Genomic DNA, 17052 nt, shown 5'->3' with positions numbered 1-17052 from the left:
AATAAATCGGTCATTTTATAGGGTTGCTCCTTTAATGACTTATGAGACAGCTTCCGCAACAACCCGCGGGTCGTGAGCGCTCGGGGCGACGAATCCCGCCGGAAGCGCGTCCCCGGCCTGCAACACCTTCTCGCGATCCACGAACTTCGTCAGCCGGGTTTCGAAGAACGCCGGACGCCGCTCCCAGATTTCCCGCGGAACCGTCAGCGCGAATCGGCCTTCGCGGTCGGGGATTGTCACGGTGTACCGGACCTCCGGCGGGACGTCGAGTCCCGCCAGCAAGCCGCTGTACGTCGCTCCCGGCGTCGTCGTGCTGACGAGCATCGGAGCCCGGTCTTCGATAATCGTTCCTTCCCGCGGCAGCCGTATCCGGATATCGACGCTTGTATTCCGGGGGAGAACGAATACTTTCCCCTCGGGCAGCGTGTACCGGCGCGTGCCGGCGATGACGGTCAGATGGGTGTCCTCCTCCTCCGGCCAATAAAACATTTCGTATCCCCCGTCCCGGTCCGTCGGCGTCGATTTGGCGAAGCCCTCTCCCCGATCCCGGTCGATCCAGACGAAAGCGCCCTCCACCGGACGGCCGTCGGCATCCTCCACCCGGCCGGCAATCCGGTATTTGTCGACCTTGAAGAAGGAGACCGCCGCTCCGGGATCGCTCATCATCCGCGCGCTTACCCGGACTTGGCCGGCGTCCGCCGCGTCGGGCTTCGCCTCGAGCACCCGGATCGGGTGATAGACGGTCATCGCCGCGGAGGCGGACAATAGCGCCTCCGCCTCCTTCCGGCCGAGCGGCTTGCCGGCAATGCTCGCTTCCTCCGCGAATACGACGCGCACGGACGCATGCGCGAGCAGACTGCGGTCGACACGCAGGTCGAACGAACCGTCCTCTCCGGTTTGCAGCAATCTTTTATTCCTATCCGTCTGCAGCACCGCATGGGCGACCGGCTGTCCTTCGTAGGTCAGCTTCCCTTTGACCTCGGCCATGTGGGAGCCGTCCGTCTGCCACGTCTTGACGGTAAAGGAGGTCGTCTCCAGATGAATCCGGCTGCGCGGGGCGTCCGCCGGCGCGCCCGCATGGCGGGAAACGCCGGTCGATAGCAGCGCCGCGGCGGCCAGAACGACGAACCAGCCGGCTTTGCTCCGCTTGTTCATATTCGACAGCTCCCCGTTATTGCGCCGAGTGCGCTCCGCCGGTATCCGCTTCGCCGGACTTGCCCTGCGTCTTGTCGCCGCCCAGTCCGAACACGTGCACCTTCGGCTTCGCCCCGCCGGTCGTGACCGCGATATAAGATTTGCCGTCGACCCGGAAGATCGAAGGCGCGGACTGCACGTTGTCCCCGGACGTCTGGAAGGTCCAGATCACTTTGCCCGCCTTAATGTCCAGCGCGTTCACCTTGCCATCCAGCTCGCCGAAGAACGCCAGACCCGAATCCGTGCTCGTCAAGCCGCCGCGCTGCGGATCGTTCGTTTTGATCTGATACGCCTGCTTGCCGGTATTTACGTCAATCGCCGTAACGGTGCCGTATCCCGTAACATCCGGCACTTCTTCGGTCACCGTGCCGAAGGCCGCGGCGCCCGGGAAGTCCGGCGTGCTTGCTTCCTCTTCGTTCTTCGCCGCCTTGAAGAGCGAGGGCTGCTCGATGCCCGGAATCAGCACGTAATTCGTGCCGGGATCGTACGCTTCGGGCGCGTAGTTCTCCCCGCCGAGCACGCCGGGATAGCCGACCACGCCTTCGGGAGTCGGTTCCTCATGTTCGATTTTGGCGAACGGAACGCCGTTCCATACGTCTTCGCCGGTAGCGGCGTCCCAGGCGAACCATAAGCCGGATTTGCCGCCCTGAACGACCAGCTTCTTCTTCTCGCCCTTGGCCGTCGCCTGGATAATCATCGGAGAGGCCGCGGCGTCATAGTCCCACAGGTCGTGGCTGACCTCCTGCTTGGCCCAGACGAGCTGTCCGGTCATCGCGTTGACGGCTACGACCGAGTCGGTGTGCGGGTTCGCTCCCGGGCGCTTGGCCCCGTAGAAGTCCGGAGCCGGATTGCCGGTCGCGAAGTACATCACGTCGGTTTCTTCGTCGATCGCTACCGGCGACCATACCGCTCCGCCCCCCTGGAAGCTGCTCTCCGCCAGCCAATCCTGGCCTTTTGGCGGCACGGTCCAGAACGGGGAATCCCAGGCCGGCGTCAGATCGCTGGCCTTGAACGCCGCCACGAAGCCGCGAACCCCGTTGTCGCCGCCGCTGCTGCCGATATAGACGTTGCCCTTGTAATATTGCGGAGCGTTCGTCTCGTAATACCCGTTCTCCAGCGTGACCCCGTCGATATAGTCGGACAGCTTGATCATTTTGTCCAGTTCGCCGGTTTTCTGGTTCAGGGCAATCAGCGAATTGTCGACCGCCAGCATGAACACCTTGCCTCCGCCCACCGCTACGCCGCGATTGGCGATGACTCCGGCTTTGGCGAAGCCGGCCGCTTGTTCGGCCGACGGCTTCCAGTGCCAGACGGTATTCCCGGTCACGGCGTCGAACGCGAACACCTGGTTGCCCGCCGTCGTAACATAGACGACACCGTCGACCACGACGGGATACGACTGGTTGCCGTTTTTGACGTCCGGGTCGAGCGCTTTTAAATCCGCGGACCAGATGACGCCCAAATCCTTGACGTTATCCGCGGTAATCTCTTTAAAAGGAACGTGGCGGTTATTGGACAGCGTATACCCGAAGGAGCCCCAATTGTCGAAGGAGGTGCCGGTTATCCCCGTTGCCGACGGCGGAGCCGTCGCGGTCTGACCGGGCGTCGGAGAAGGCGAGGCGTTGTTATTGTTGTTATTGCCGGTACAAGCGCTCAGCGCCCACAATAAGGTCAGCGCCAGTCCGATTTTAACTTGCGTTTTTTTCATGTCGATACCCCCAAGTTGAAGTAAGCCGGTTCGTAAGCTGCGACAATCCAGCTGCAAACCGATTCCGCTGCTTATGGTATTTCCAATCCAAGGATAATTCAGTCAGTTTTGTCCATTAAGCTTGGGAGCATTTTGGCGCTTGTCGGGTCCGAACGACAAAAAAACCGTCAAAGGGTTAAACCCCTTGACGGTTCTTTGAGATGCCGGCCGCCCGCTCGCCCGCGGAACTGGGCGCGTTAATTGGGCGCGCTCTTGGCGTCGAGCGCTTCGGCGTTCGCGACCTTGCCCTCCTGCTCGTCGTACAGCTTCCCGAGCTTCCAGCCGATGCCGATATTCACGACCGCCATGGCCGCGAACAGCACAACGTCTCCCCAAGGCTCGGGAAGCAGCAGGTCGGCAAGGAGCCAACCGCCGGTCATCGCGCCCCCCATAATCGCGCCCTTAACGGACGAGCTTAAAGCTTTTCCCATTAGGATCATCCTCCCGTCGGTTCCTTCTACAGCGATTGTATGCCGGGAATGGGACGGATTATGCCGGGAATCGCTTTAACGCTCGGTTCGTCGCGCTTATTCCGGCAGCGGGCCGCCCGTTAAACGGAAGGCTGTTTCGCTTCAAGCGACGGGTCGGCTTGGCCTTCTCGGTGTTCTTGCTCCTGAAGATAGCCGCGGACCGCAGCCAGCGCCTCTTCCGTGCTGCCGACGGCGAAGCGGATTTCCGGGTGGTCCCCGTACTGTTCCGCCGTGTACGCGTAGCGCGGATCGTAATAATGCTCGAGCAGCAGCTCCACCGCTTCGGCATAACGATCGGCCAGCAGCAGCGTCTCGATCTCGGCGGCTATCGGCGTATGGATGCGCGATTTGATCTGCCTGAACGCCTGAATATACTCCTCCTTATATTCCGCCGGGCGATAATCCTGCAGAATCTGCTCGACCCGGGCCGCGACGGGCATCTCGATCTCGATCGGAATTCCCTCTGCTTTTTTGCGGACCAGCAGATCGGGCAGCAGCACTTTGCCGATTCGTTTGCTTTCCGCCTCGAGCAGGACATACGGCGAGGCTTGAATTCGCAGCATTTCTTCCAGCAGCTGCGCGTCGAACGCTTTCTGGTTGCGGCTTGCCAGGCCGATGCTCCCGAATACCGATCCCCGGTGTCCCGCCATCGCCTCCAGATCCAGTACCGGGTAGCCTTCCTCCTTTAACCTGCGCAGCAGCGCCGTTTTCCCCGTCCCGGTATTGCCGTGAATGACGTACGCTTTCGGAGCAAACTCCATAGCGCTTAACGTTTCGACGACCCACCGGCGATATTCGCGATAACCGCCGGCCAGGCGATACGTATGAATGCCCATGAGCGACAGCACCGTCGCCGTCGTCTTGCTTCTCATCCCGCCCCGCCAGCAAAACACGACTTTTTTGGAGCCGATGCCCGCGAATTCCTTAATAAAGGCCGGCAGCTTGGCCGAGACGATCTCCAATCCCCGTTCCTTGGCGGCCTGAACGCTGGTCTGCTTGTAGATCGTGCCGATCTCCGCTCTCTCGGCGTCGTTGAACAGCGGAATGTTCAGGCTGCCCGGTATGGTCGCTTGCTCGTATTCGGACGGAGAACGCACGTCGACGAACGCGAGCTCCTGCTTCTGCTGCAGGTCTCTTAACTCTTCCAGCGTAATGTCTTGAAACAATAGTTTCTCTCCTTAAGCTTGCAGCCTTTAATTCAAAACTTCGATCCGTCCCGGGTGTTCCGCAACCGCTTCGCCGATCAGGCTTGCCTCGACGCCCGCCTCGAGCAGCGCGGCGAGCAATGCCTCGGAGTCGGACGAAGCGACGGAAATCAGCAGCCCGCCCGAAGTGACGGCATCGCATAAAATCCACCGATCGACCTGATCCATCGACTCCGGGAACGAGACCGAATCCTCGATATGGGCAAAATTGTTCTTCGTCCCGCCGGGGACAAATCCGTTATCCGCGAGTTCCCTTACCCTCGGCAGCAGCGGCACCCGATCCTTGGCGATGCGCAGCCCCACTCCGCTGCCCTTGGCCATTTCCAGTGCGTGCCCGAGCAGCCCGAATCCGGTCACGTCCGTGCATCCGTGCACGTCGAAGCGGCTCATCGTCTCCGCGGCGGTTTTGTTCAGCGTCGCCATCACCGCGGTCACGCGCGCGATCTCTTCCTCCGAGAGCTGGTCCTTCTTGATCGAGGTCGTCAGGATGCCTACCCCGATCGGCTTCGTCAGAATCAACCGGTCTCCCGGCTTGGCGCCGGCATTGGCGCGAACCTTCTGCGGATGGACGAGACCGGTTACGGCCAGTCCGAACTTCGGCTCCTTGTCGTCGATGGAGTGGCCGCCCACGAGCGTAACGCCCGCCTCGCTCGCCTTAGCCGCCGCGCCGCGCAGAATGTCCGTCAGCACCTGCTTGTCCAGCGTCGCAATCGGGAACGCCACGATGTTCAGCGCCGTCAGGGGCGTGCCGCCCATCGCGTAAATGTCGCTGATCGCGTTCGCCGCGGCGATCTGACCGAACGAATAAGGATCGTCGACGATCGGCGTGAAGAAATCGACGGTCTGCACGAGCGCAAGCTCGTCGTTAAGCCGATAGACGCCCGCGTCGTCGCTGGTGTCCAGACCGACGAGCAGATTCGGGTTCGGGGCAGGGGCCGGAAGATTGCGGAGCACCTGGGCCAGATCGGCCGGACCGATCTTGCAGCCGCAGCCTCCTTTGCTGGAGTAAGAAGTCAATTTGATTTTATCTGTGGTCGACATGCCGCATATTCCTCTCTATTCTGGTTTCCATAGTTAAATAGTACACGATTGCCGGACCGATTCGCAAAGCCCTCTTCCTCCCATGCGTTTACGGCCGCTTAAAACGATATCCGCTTTCCGGTCGCGGCGCATTTGCATTCCCCCGCCCCAGACGATAACATCTATCGTATGAACCTTTCACATCTAACCTCCGCCATCGCCTCTCTCGACTTGAGAAGCTGCCTGATCAGCCGGGACGGACGAATGGTATTCGAGCATTACCGCAATTCGAGCATTACCGCCGAGACAGCCAAAGTAAATTCGTGCACGAAGAGCGTCCTCTCGGCTCTGATCTGCATCGCCATGGACCGGGGGCTGCTCCCGGAGCCGCATACGCCCGCCGCCGAGTTTTTCCCGAAGCTGCTGACCGATCCCGATCCCCGGAAAAGGGACATCACGCTCGAGCATCTGCTGACGATGACCGCCGGATTGGAGTGGACCGAGTTCGGTGGAATCAAATCCTTCCCGCGCATGACCCGGTCGGAGGATTGGGTCGACTTCGTGCTGTCGCAGCCGATGGCCGAATCCCCGGGACGGAAAATGGAGTACAACTCGGGCGTATCCCAGCTGCTGTCCGCGATTCTCGCGCGGAGCTGCGGCATGCCGACCGCGCGCTTCGCCGAGCTGGAGCTGTTCGGACCGCTCGGCATCGAGCAGTACGAATGGGAAAGCGATCCGCAAGGCATCCACACCGGCGGCTACGGCCTGAAGCTGCGCCCCGGGGATTTATTGTCCTTCGGGCAGCTGTATTTGCATCGGGGACGTTTCGGCGAGCGGCAGCTGATCTCCGAGCGGCAGGCGCTCCGTTCCGTGCAGCCCGCGATCGCGGCCTCGCCGCCCAATCGGGGCTGTTACGCCTGGCATTGGTGGACGGATACGTTTGCGGAGCAAGGCGACGAACCTGCGGGCGGCACCTTCGATTATTATTACGCTCGCGGCTACGGCGGCCAGTTCGTCTACGTCGTTCCCGAGCTGCGAATCGTCGTTGTCCTGACGGACGACAAAAGGAAAAGAGATCGCATCCCGATGCATGTATTTCGGGAGATCGTCGCTCCGGCGCTCGCAGCAAGGACGGATTAAGCGAGAATGGCCGCTTTCATGCGAAAGGGGCTGTCCCCTAAGTACAAAGAGTCGTACCGAACGATAATCGATGAAGGTTGCAAGTCGCATCTATCTCCTTCCGCTGCTATACGATCCTGAAATTTTGAACCGATAAACCCGTGAATGGGTCATTTCAGGACCGTATGAGGCAGGCTCCAGAAGATAGATGCTTCTTCTTTTTCATCGATCATCTCGTACGCCCTTGCTTAGGGAACAGCCCCTTCACCATCTCAAGCGCAGCGTTTCGCCGCCGCTCGCTTATTGCTCGCTCGGATACACAAGGCCCCATGGCGCCCGCGCCTGGTCCAGCGTCTCCATAATGCGGACCGTCTCGTCAAGCGGCATAATCTCGCTCTCCAGCCGTCCCGAAAGCAGACAATCCGTTACCTCCTGCGCCTCGTGCTTGTAGCCGGCAAAGGTGCGGTCGTCGGAGACGTGCTGCGGCTCCTCGCCGTTGACGTGCAGATGGGCGCTCCTTCCGAACAGGAAATCCGGCACGTGAATATGGCCCTTCGTGCCGTAGATGTAGGCGTCCTTCTGCATGTTCAGCCGAACCGCTCCGTTCAGGGCGGCCGTCCGGCCTCCCGAATATTCGAGCAGCAGCGAGAATCTCTCGTCCACGCCCGTCTCCCCGATGGCGGCGCTGCTCATCACCTTGATCGGCTGCTCGCCGAAGATCATCGACGCGAACGACACCGGGTAGACGCCGGCATCCAGCAGCGCCCCGCCTCCCAGCTCTTTGTTCAGCAGCCGTCCCTCCGGCTTCCAGCCCACGTCGAAGCCGAAATCGGCTTTGAGAAGTTGGACCTCGCCGATGAGCCCTTGCTTCAGCCACTCTCTGACCTGCACGATCGGCGGCAGAAAGCGCGTCCACATCGCCTCCATCGCGAACACCTTTTTCTCCCGGGCGACGCGGACGACGTTGCTCGCCTCCGCCGCGTTCATCGTAAACGGCTTCTCGCACAGAACGGCTTTGCCCGCCTCCAGACAGGCGATCGCCTGCTGCTCGTGCCACGGATGAAGCGTGCCGATATAGACGGCGTCCACGTCGGGATCGCGCAGAAACTCCTCATAGCTGCCGTAAGAGCGCGCCGCGCCGTATTGCTTGGCGAACGCCTCCGCCTTCGCGGCGTCCCGGGCGCCAACCGCGATCAGCTCCGCTCTCTCCACCAGCTTCAAATCTTTCGCAAAGGCCGACGAAATGCCGCCGGCGCCGAGAATTCCCCATCCGATTTTTCCCGTTTCCTTGCTCATCGATAATTCCTCCCATGACGTCTATATGTATTCGCTTTCTTTATTGTATACCAAAAAGCCGCAAGAATGATAGACGAGAGTTCGAGTGATCTTCCCCATCGACAATCATTTCTTGCGGCTTGCTTGCACATCCGGCTTTTAATTCCGAATCAGATAATCGAATGCGCCAAGCGCGGCGGTCGCGCCCGAGCCCATCGAAATAATAATTTGCTTGTACGGACTGTTCGTGCAGTCGCCGGCCGCGAATACGCCCGGCAAGCTCGTCGCGCCGTGACGGTCGACGACAATTTCGCCCATGCGGGTGCGCTCGACGGCGTCTCCCAGCCAATCGGTGTTCGGAACGAGCCCGATCTGCACGAATACGCCCTGCAGCTCGACATGCTTCTCTTCCCCGGTCGCCCGGTCGATGAAGGAAATTCCGTTTACCTTGTCCGTTCCGGTAATTTCCTTCGTCTGCACGTTCTTGTGCACCGTTACGTTGGGCAGGCTGAACAGCCGGTCCTGCAGCACGGAATCCGCCTTCAGCTCGGGCATGAATTCCAGTACGGTGACATGCTTGACGATGCCCGCCAGATCGATCGCGGCCTCGATGCCGGAATTGCCTCCGCCGATAACCGCCACGTCTTTACCCGCGAACAGCGGACCGTCGCAGTGTGGACAGTAAGCAACGCCTTTATTTTTGAATTCCGCTTCTCCGGGAACGCCGACGTTGCGCCAGCGCGCGCCGGTGGACAGAATAACCGTCTTGCTCTTCAGCACGGCTCCGTTCTCGAGCTCGACCTCGATCAAGTCCTTCTTCTCCAGCCGTTTGGCCCGCTGGAGCTTCATGACGTCGACGTCGTATTCCTTGACGTGCTCTTCCAGACTCGCGCCCAGCTTGGCCCCTTCGGTATACTTCACGCTGATGAAGTTTTCGATGCCGACCGTATCCATCACCTGGCCGCCGAAGCGCTCCGCGACGATTCCCGTGCGGATGCCCTTGCGCGCCGCGTAGATGGCCGAGCTCGCGCCGGCCGGACCGCCGCCGATGACCAGCACTTCGAACGGTTCCTTGGCGTCGAACGTCGAAGCGTCCGGCGCTTCGGAGATTTTCGCTACGATCTCTTCCAGCGACATCCGTCCGCTTCCGAAGAACTCCCCGTTCAGGAACACGGAAGGAACGGCCATCACTTCCTTGCTCTCGACCTCGTCCTTAAACACGGCCCCGTCGATCATCGTATGGGAAATCCCCGGATTCAGAACGCTCATCACGTTCAGCGCCTGGACGACGTCCGGACAGTTGTGGCAGCTCAAGCTGACGTAAGTTTCGAATGCATAATGGCCCGTAATGCTTTTGATCTGATCGATAACGCTTTGTTCAACCTTCGGCGCTCTTCCGCTCGTCTGCAGCAAAGCCAGCACCAGCGAAGTGAATTCGTGGCCAAGCGGAATGCCTGCGAAAACGATGCCGGTATCTTCCCCGGTCCGGTTTACGCTGAAGCTCGGCGATCTGGCCAGCTGAGCTTTCTCGACCGTAATTCGGGAGGACATGCCGGCCAGCTCGTCCAAGAAAGCCAGCATGTCGTTGGATACGGCATCGTCGGACGACGCGCTCGCCTTGATGAGCACATCGCCTTCCAGGAGCTGAAGGTATTGGCTGAGTTGTTGTTTGATATCCGCATCCAACACCGGAGAGACCCCCTTTAGATTTTGCCTACAAGATCAAGGCTCGGTTTCAAAGTTTGCGAACCTTCCTGCCATTTCGCCGGGCAAACTTCGCCTGGATTGTTGCGTACGTATTGAGCCGCTTTGATCTTGTTGACCAGCGTGCTCGCGTCGCGGCCGATGCCGCCCGCGTTGATTTCGACCGTCTGAATGACGCCGTCCGGATCGATGATGAACGTGCCGCGGTCAGCCAGGCCGTCCGCTTCGATTAACACGTCGAAGTTGCGGGAAATCGTATGCGAAGGGTCGCCGATCATGATGTACGTGATTTTGCCGATCGTCTCGGAGCTGTCGTGCCATGCTTTATGCGTGAAGTGCGTATCCGTGGATACGGAATATACTTCTACGCCGAGAGCTTTCAAAGTTTCATATTGATCCTGCAGGTCGGCGAGCTCGGTCGGGCATACAAACGTGAAATCCGCCGGGTAGAAGCATACGACGCTCCATTTCCCTTTGAAGTTTTGTTCGGTCACGTCGATAAACTTGCCGTTCTGGTAAGCGGACGCCTTAAACGGTAATACTTCTGTTCCAATCAGAGACATTTGAAATTCCTCCTATAGTGAATGTTTTGGGACGCCTAATTGAGAAGCGTTAGCAGTCTATAATGATTCTTATTTACTGCTCATTACAAATAGTATCACCATTCGACTACTTTCTCATGAAGAAAAGATGAAGAGAATTTGTCCATTTTGTGAACACCCGCATTTTTCCCCGTACCGTTTTAGTCTTCCTCATTTGTTGGGAAAATATAAGAAAAAAAACGGTCCGAGACCCCGAATAATCGAGATCCGGACCGGTTTCGGCCGGCCTCAGCGCGAAGCGATGAAAGAAGGTCTGGGCATGCCCGCGGAGAAAGGCTCCTGCAGCCGATTCTCGACGCTGTTGAATACATAGAACGCGTTGCTGCGCGGATAAGGAGAAATATTGCTCGCCGAACCGTGCATCAGGTTGCAATCGAAGAGCAGCACGGAACCCGCTTTGCCGACGGGCATCCGAATCCCTCCCTGCTCGACCAGCCGGGTCAAGCTTTCCTGATCCGGGACGCCGTATTCCTGCTTGCGCAGCGACTGCTTGTAATGATCGTCCGGCGTCCGGCCGACGCAGCTGACGAACGTCCGGTGCGATCCGGGAACGACCATCAGCGCACCGTTATACGGATTGTTGTCCTCCAGCGCGATCGAGCAGCTCAGCGCCCGCATTCGCGGCATGCCGTCCTCCGCGTGCCAGGTTTCGAAATCGGAATGCCAGTAAAACTCCTTCCCCGTAAATCCCGGCTTGAAGTTGATCCTCGATTGATGGACGTAAACCTCGCTGCCCAGAATCTGACGGACGATCGCGGACAAGCGGGGGTGGGCGGCGAGCGACTCGAAGAACGGATGACTCTCGTGCACGGCGAATACGGAACGCACCTCGTCGCCGCCCGGCTCCAGAATCACCTCCGGACGGGAAGCCCCTCTGCTGGAAGCCAGCAGCCGCCGGGTCTCGCTCTTAAACTCGGTTACTTCGTTCTCGTCGAAAAAATCCTCCAAAAACAAATAGCCGTTATTCTCGTAAAAATCGAGCTGCGACTTATCGATTTCCTTCTGGCGAATTTCCGGATCGTATACGACGGGGTCGACCCGCTCGACAAACTCAGGCTCCAACCCTCGGCGAGTCGGGTAGCAATCGGTTGCGGTAGTCATGTTTAACACGCTCCTTCGTTAGTTATGTCGAGGGGCGGCGTACGCTCCCTCTTCGTCATGCACCTCTTGTCCCGTGCACGGTGGGTTAAACACGCAAATCATCCTCATATCCGTTTTTCCTCTTAACAGATGTCTTTCATGTCCGTCCAGCACGTACATCATGCCCGGCCGAATCGCGTAGGTCGCTCCCGTCTCGGTCAGCTCGATTTCCCCTTCGCCTTCGATGCAGTAGACGGCTTCGACGTGGTGCTTATACCAGATCAGCGTTTCCGTCCCGGCCTGAATCACGGTGTCGTGCAGCGAAAAGCCGACTCCGTCTTCCTGCAGCAGCAATCTGCGGCTGTTCCAAGTGGCGGCGGCAACGTCGTACGCAGTGCCGATACGATCTTCCAAATGCCTTACGATCATCGTTTTTTATACCTCTTTCTTCATTAAAATTCCGCGCGATTAACGAGCCAATACGGCGTCCGTTTCTTTCGAAATCTCGACGAGGCATTCCTCCAGCACGTTTAAGCCCCGGTTCAGCCCGTCCTTGTCTATCGTCAGCGGCGGCATGATTTTGATCACTTCGCCGTCGGTTCCCGAGGTTTCCATAATCAGTCCGCGCTCGAACGCCATTCGCGAAATTCGGTCGGCAATGCCCGGCTCGAAGGCGATTCCCTGCATCATCCCGAGACCTCTCGCTTCCCCTTCAAAGTCGGTGAACTTGCGCACCAGGTCTGTCAGCCGTTCTCGAAGAAATCGCGATTTATCCGCGATTTCTTCGGCGAATCGCGTCGTTTTCCAGAAATTCAAAGCCTCGGCAGCCGTGATAAAAGCCAGGTTGTTCCCGCGGAACGTGCCGTTGTGTTCCCCGGGCTTCCACAAGTCCAGCTCCGGCTTGATCAACGTCAGCGCCATCGGCAATCCGTAACCGCCGATCGATTTGGACAGACAGACGATATCCGGAACGATTCCGCAGCGTTCGAAGCTGAAGAAGGTCCCCGTTCTTCCGCATCCCATCTGGACGTCGTCGACGATCAGCAGCATGCCGTATCGCTTGCATATGTCGGCCAGCCCCTTCAGCCATTTGTCGGAAGCCACATTGATTCCGCCCTCTCCCTGAAGCGTCTCGACGATCGCCGCGGCCGGAAGGGAAATGCCGCTTCCGCTGTCCTTCAGATAGCTCTCGATATAATCGAGCGTGTTGACGTCCGGTCCCATATACCCGTCGTAAGGCATCGATACCGCATGATGCAGCGGCACGCCGGCGCCTCCCCGCTTAAACTTGTTGCCGGTGACGGCGAGCGCTCCGAGCGTCATGCCGTGAAACGCGTTCGTAAAGCTCATGACGGTCTGTCGTCCGGTCGCTTTCCTCGCCAGCTTCAGCGCGCTTTCGACCGAATTCGTTCCCGTGGGTCCCGGAAACATCACCTTGTAGTTGAGCTCCCGCGGCTTCAGAATCGTCTCCTCGAAGCTCGACAGAAACGCTTCCTTGGCTTCCGACGCCATATCGAGTGTGTGCGCGACGCCGTCGTCGGCCAAATAGCGCATCAGTCTGTCTTTCATCTCCGGCGGATTATGCCCGTAATTCAGCGCCCCGGCTCCGGCGAAGAAATCGATGTAGGCGTTGTCGTCGACATCCCACATCGTGTATCCGGAAGCCCGATGGAATTTCGTCGGGAACGACCGGCAGTAGCTTCTCACCTCCGATTCGCAGCGTTCGAATACTCGCATATCCCTGCTTTTGCCCAGCGGTTCTGTCATTTGGTGCAATTCCTCCCTTTGATCGGTCATTTCAACGGCCCGATTCGATATAAATCCTCGCGTTCGTGCCCGTTTCCGGGAAAATAACGCTCCTCGAAGCCCGGCGAAATTTCGGCTTCAAGCCCGCGGCCGCGCGCCCATTTCGCGAGCATAGCCCGCGAGGCCCCGTTCGACGGCGACACGGTTGCCTCGACATACCGAATGTCATCGCGGGCGCTCGCATCGTCGAGCAGCTTTCCGGCGATCCCCCGTCCCCGCAGGCGCTCCGCGACGGCAATCTGCCATATGAACAGCGTGTTCTGCCGCTGCGGCTGACGGAACCCGACGATAAAGCCGGCCAAGGAATCGTCGGAGGCGTCGATCGCCACTCTGCAGCTTTCCGAGAAGAAGCGGCTCATGGCCAGGTAGAAGTAGGCGGAGTTCAAGTCGAGCTTTCCGCTGTCGCGGGCCATTTCCCACATTCGCGCGCCGTCGGCTTGCCCCGGAATTCGGCAGTACACATTCGCTTCCGTATGCGCGCCGATCATGGTTCGACCCCCGCGGCCGCCCGGCTGCTTGTTTCCCGGTCCGGTCCGCCATTGAGGAATCGGGAAAGGAACGCCTGCAGCCTCGGACTCTGCGGCTGCTCGAAAATTTGCGCGGGCGTTCCCTCCTCGACGATGCTGCCGCCGTCCGTGAACAGGACCCGGTCGGCGACGTCCCGGGCGAAATCCATCTCATGGGTGATCAGAATCATCGCCATGTCTCCCTGCGCCGCAATTCCTTTAATGACCTCCAGCACCTCGCCCACGAGCTCCGGATCGAGCGCCGAAGTCACCTCGTCGAACAGCATGATTTTCGGTTCCATCACGAGCGCTCTGGCAATCGCGACGCGCTGCTTCTGTCCGCCGGACAACTGCGACGGGTAGTGATCGATATGCTCCTGCAGGCCGACCCGTTCCAGCATCGCGGCCGCACGCCGCTTCGCCTCCGTTTTATCCAGCCCGCGCACATGAACCAGCGCTTCCGTCACATTGCGCATAATCGTCATGTGGGGAAACAGGTTGAAGTGCTGAAACACCATGCCGATCTTGCCCCGCACCCGATGCAGATGCTTCTCGTTCGCGGGCAATTGCTTGCCCTTGACCGACATATGCCACAGCATTTCGCCGTCGACCTCGATCGTGCCGGAAGTGGGCTGTTCCAAGGTCATAAGCAGCCTTGCGATCGTCGTCTTGCCCGAACCGCTGGGCCCGATCAGCGCCAGCTTTTCTCCCGGATAAATATCCAAATCCAGTTCCTTCAGAACGACGCGATCTCCGTATTGTTTGGTGATGCCGCGATAGCGCACGATCGGAAGAGGCGCCGTTGAAATCTGATTATTCTGACTCATTGTATTGTCGTTCTCCTTTCTCTTCGCCGCAGCCGTTTTTCCAGCATTCGCACGAGCAAGGACGACGGATAGCTCAGTGCCAGGAAAAGAACGCCTACTCCGGTGAACGCCTCGACGTACCGGAACGAAGCCGAGCCTTCGATCTTGGCGGTCATCAGCAATTCGACTACGGTGATGGCCGAGAGCAGCGGCGTCTCTTTAAACATCGTAATCAGATAATTGCCCATGACGGGAATTGTCGGCGGGACGGACTGAGGCAGGACGATTCCCGTCCATCTGCGCCATCTCCCGAAATTCAGCGATACCGCCGCTTCCCACTGTCCCTTGGGCACCGCCTCGATGCCCGATCTGTATACCTCGGACAAGTACGTGCTGTAATGAATCCCCAGACCGAGCACGCCCGCCCATAGCGGCGGCAGGCTTATGCCGAACGTCTGCGGCAGCACAAAAACCAATACGAACAGTTGCACGAGCAGCGGCGTGCTTCGCACGAACTCCGCCGCCGCCGTCACGGGCAGCGAAATCCAGCGGCGACCGGATCTCTTGGCCAGCGCCAGAGGCAGTCCGAGCAAAGCGGCGACCGCAAATCCCGCAGCGGCCGCGAGCGCGGCGACGGGGATCGCTTCCAGCAGCTTGGGCAGAATCGCTCGCGCATAGTCCCAATCCCACAACGGCTATCCCCTCCCTGTCGCGGCTCTTCGCTCCGCGAATCTAACCAGCGAAGTCAACGCGTAAGCGGCCGCAAAATACAAAATCAACAACCAGGAAAAAATGGCGGCGGTACTCGACAGATCGTAGGAACGAAGCATCATCGCCTGATAAGTGACGTCCGCAAGCGTAATCAGATATACGAGCGACGTGCCCTTCAGCAGCTCGATCTGCAAATTGCCGAATCCGGGCAGCATCATCCTCCAAGCTTGGGGAAGAACGATTCTTCTAAGCCGCTGTCCGGGCTTCATGTTCAAAGCGATCGCCGCTTCGAGCTGGTCCTTGGACACGGCCGCGATCGAGCTTCTGACGATTTCGGAGCCGTAGGCGCCGTAGTTCAGACCAAGCGCGATAACCGCGGCGGCCATCGCCGACAGCCGAATATCGAGCAGCATGGGGAGCGCAAAGTAGATCCAAAATAACTGGACGAGCAGCGAGGTTCCGCGAAACAGCTCCACGTAAGCCGCCGCCGACCAACGAAGCGCCGCGAATTTCGATAATCTGGCCAGACCGGCGAGAAACGCGCAGACAAGCGCCGCGGCGATGCCGATGACCGTCAGGATAAGCGTGATCCTGAGCCCTTTGAGCAGCGGCGGCAGCAAATCCAGGTGAAGCCAATCCATTACTTCAGCAGCTCCTCGGCGGTAACGTCGCCCGGCAGCTCCTGTTCGGTAAAGCCGAATTCCTGCAAAATATCGAGCAGCTCGCCGGACTCCTTAAGCTTCTGCAGCTCGGCGTTAAACGCTTCGCGGAAGTCGCCGTCCTCCTTGCGGAATACGGCCGCGCCGTAACCTCGCACATCGCTACCGTCAATGATCGGCTGCACGAAATCCATAACCCGTTCGATGCCGTCGTCCTTGGCCGAATCCAGCATGGCTTGCAGTGCCGGTCCGGTCATCGTAATCGCGTCCGCCCGTCCGGATTGCAGGGCGGATATGGCCGACGGCTGATCCGGCACGATGACCGTTTGGGCATCCGCGACCCCGACTTTCTCCAGGTACTCGGCTTCGATCGCCCCTGCCATCACCGCTACTTTCGCTTCCGGGTTCGCTTGAATGTCTTCATAGCTTTTCAGGTTCAAAGGATTGCCTGTCTTGACCGCGAGCGCTTCGCCTATGCTGTATTCGGGATTGGCAAAATCGACTTCCTGAGCCCTCTCCGGGGTGATGAACATGCCGGCTGTAATCATAGCGAAGCGATCGGCTTTTAATCCGGGAATGAGAGAACCGAATTCGGTCAATACGCCGTCCATTTGCGCAATCCCCAGATTGGACAAGATTTTTCTGGAAATTTCCACAGCCTCGCCCGTCAGCTTGCCTTCCGGCGTCGCATAAGCGTAAGGTCTTTCATTCGCAAATCCCACCGTAATGTAACCCTCCCGCCGCGCTTTCTCCAACGTCGTTTCCGCCGGAGGGGCGGAAGCTCCCGAAGCGTCGGAGACGTTGTCCCCTCCTTTGCCGCTTCCGCATCCCGCCAGCACCCCCAACGCAACCAACAAGGCCAAGCCAAGCTCGACGTGAAACCGTTTCTTCATTCCACGAACTCCTTTTCTCCCTAATTTTGGTCAAACACGGTTGTTATGGTAACATGGATCGCCCGGAGGCTCACCCTTCATATCCCCGGGTCAGCAAGGCTGAGTCCGGCTCAGCCATGCTTAGGGGAACTCAGCAGCCCTATTCGGCCTTATCCTCCCCTATCCTTCCGTATAGAGCTTGATTCGAACTGGCAAAATAACTCTTCCTATTAAGCAAATTCAAGATAACGAGAGATATATCCCTCATTTTATTTG

The 17052-nt window shown here is 58.9% G+C and carries 17 protein-coding genes; 1 reads left to right on the top strand and 16 read right to left on the bottom strand.

What is annotated here, in order from left to right; translation table 11 throughout:
* Positions 1-39: 39 nt before the first annotated feature.
* The 5 genes from ACFFT4_RS05355 to selD form a co-directional block, all read right to left on the bottom strand.
* Positions 40-1155 (bottom strand): carboxypeptidase-like regulatory domain-containing protein, encoded by a 1116-nt coding sequence (locus ACFFT4_RS05355; RefSeq protein WP_378045691.1) that lies wholly within the window; start codon positions 1153-1155, stop codon positions 40-42.
* A 16-nt stretch (positions 1156-1171) separates the two neighbouring features.
* The gene (locus ACFFT4_RS05350; RefSeq protein WP_378045689.1) at positions 1172-2902 is read right to left on the bottom strand and encodes a pyrroloquinoline quinone-dependent dehydrogenase; all 1731 of its coding nucleotides are present in this window, start codon (positions 2900-2902) and stop codon (positions 1172-1174) included.
* Positions 2903-3138: 236 nt separating this feature from the next.
* Positions 3139-3372 carry a hypothetical protein gene (locus tag ACFFT4_RS05345; protein ID WP_378045687.1) on the bottom strand — a complete coding sequence of 78 codons (234 nt, stop codon included), beginning with the start codon at positions 3370-3372 and terminating at the stop codon, positions 3139-3141.
* Positions 3373-3491: 119 nt separating this feature from the next.
* Positions 3492-4577: a tRNA 2-selenouridine(34) synthase MnmH gene (gene mnmH / locus ACFFT4_RS05340; protein ID WP_378045686.1), complete on the bottom strand. Its 1086-nt coding sequence runs from the start codon at positions 4575-4577 to the stop codon at positions 3492-3494.
* A gap of 27 nt (positions 4578-4604) precedes the next feature.
* On the bottom strand, positions 4605-5657 hold the full coding sequence (gene selD / locus ACFFT4_RS05335) for a selenide, water dikinase SelD (RefSeq protein ID WP_378045684.1): 1053 nt from the start codon (positions 5655-5657) through the stop codon (positions 4605-4607).
* A gap of 168 nt (positions 5658-5825) precedes the next feature.
* Between selD and ACFFT4_RS05330 the strand changes: the two genes are divergently transcribed.
* The gene (locus tag ACFFT4_RS05330) at positions 5826-6776 is read left to right on the top strand and encodes a serine hydrolase domain-containing protein (protein WP_378045683.1); all 951 of its coding nucleotides are present in this window, start codon (positions 5826-5828) and stop codon (positions 6774-6776) included.
* A 279-nt stretch (positions 6777-7055) separates the two neighbouring features.
* Here ACFFT4_RS05330 and ACFFT4_RS05325 read toward each other — a convergent pair whose 3' ends face one another.
* The 11 genes from ACFFT4_RS05325 to ehuB all read right to left on the bottom strand — a co-directional run bounded on the left by ACFFT4_RS05325 (position 7056) and on the right by ehuB (position 16797).
* Positions 7056-8051, bottom strand: coding sequence for a Gfo/Idh/MocA family protein (locus ACFFT4_RS05325; protein ID WP_378045681.1), 996 nt, complete (start codon positions 8049-8051; stop codon positions 7056-7058).
* Between the two features lie 138 nt (positions 8052-8189).
* Entirely contained in the window at positions 8190-9719 is a 1530-nt protein-coding gene (ahpF, locus tag ACFFT4_RS05320) for an alkyl hydroperoxide reductase subunit F (protein ID WP_378045679.1), read from the bottom strand.
* 14 nt (positions 9720-9733) lie between these two features.
* A complete protein-coding gene (gene ahpC, locus ACFFT4_RS05315) occupies positions 9734-10297 on the bottom strand; it encodes an alkyl hydroperoxide reductase subunit C (protein ID WP_378045678.1) in 564 nt (187 codons plus the stop codon).
* Positions 10298-10564: 267 nt separating this feature from the next.
* Entirely contained in the window at positions 10565-11437 is an 873-nt protein-coding gene (thpD, locus tag ACFFT4_RS05310) for an ectoine hydroxylase (RefSeq protein WP_378045677.1), read from the bottom strand.
* Positions 11438-11455: 18 nt separating this feature from the next.
* Positions 11456-11845 carry an ectoine synthase gene (locus ACFFT4_RS05305; protein ID WP_378045675.1) on the bottom strand — a complete coding sequence of 130 codons (390 nt, stop codon included), beginning with the start codon at positions 11843-11845 and terminating at the stop codon, positions 11456-11458.
* A gap of 39 nt (positions 11846-11884) precedes the next feature.
* Positions 11885-13183: a diaminobutyrate--2-oxoglutarate transaminase gene (ectB, locus tag ACFFT4_RS05300; protein WP_378045673.1), complete on the bottom strand. Its 1299-nt coding sequence runs from the start codon at positions 13181-13183 to the stop codon at positions 11885-11887.
* A gap of 26 nt (positions 13184-13209) precedes the next feature.
* Complete coding sequence (ectA, locus tag ACFFT4_RS05295; protein WP_378045672.1) at positions 13210-13710, bottom strand: diaminobutyrate acetyltransferase; 501 nt, start codon at positions 13708-13710, stop codon at positions 13210-13212.
* Complete coding sequence (ehuA, locus tag ACFFT4_RS05290; protein WP_378045671.1) at positions 13707-14555, bottom strand: ectoine/hydroxyectoine ABC transporter ATP-binding protein EhuA; 849 nt, start codon at positions 14553-14555, stop codon at positions 13707-13709. The genes ectA and ehuA overlap by 4 nt, the downstream gene beginning before the upstream one ends.
* Positions 14552-15226, bottom strand: coding sequence for an ectoine/hydroxyectoine ABC transporter permease subunit EhuD (gene ehuD, locus ACFFT4_RS05285; RefSeq protein ID WP_378045669.1), 675 nt, complete (start codon positions 15224-15226; stop codon positions 14552-14554). The genes ehuA and ehuD overlap by 4 nt, the downstream gene beginning before the upstream one ends.
* A gap of 3 nt (positions 15227-15229) precedes the next feature.
* The gene (gene ehuC, locus ACFFT4_RS05280; protein WP_378045668.1) at positions 15230-15886 is read right to left on the bottom strand and encodes an ectoine/hydroxyectoine ABC transporter permease subunit EhuC; all 657 of its coding nucleotides are present in this window, start codon (positions 15884-15886) and stop codon (positions 15230-15232) included.
* Positions 15886-16797 (bottom strand): ectoine/hydroxyectoine ABC transporter substrate-binding protein EhuB, encoded by a 912-nt coding sequence (gene ehuB, locus ACFFT4_RS05275; protein WP_378045666.1) that lies wholly within the window; start codon positions 16795-16797, stop codon positions 15886-15888. Before ehuB ends, ehuC begins: the two co-directional genes overlap by 1 nt.
* Positions 16798-17052: the final 255 nt, after the last annotated feature.

Origin of the sequence: Cohnella cellulosilytica, assembly GCF_042431195.1 — a bacterium.
Lineage (GTDB): Bacteria > Bacillota > Bacilli > Paenibacillales > Paenibacillaceae > Cohnella > Cohnella cellulosilytica.
This window is presented reverse-complemented; position numbering and strand designations above follow the sequence as displayed.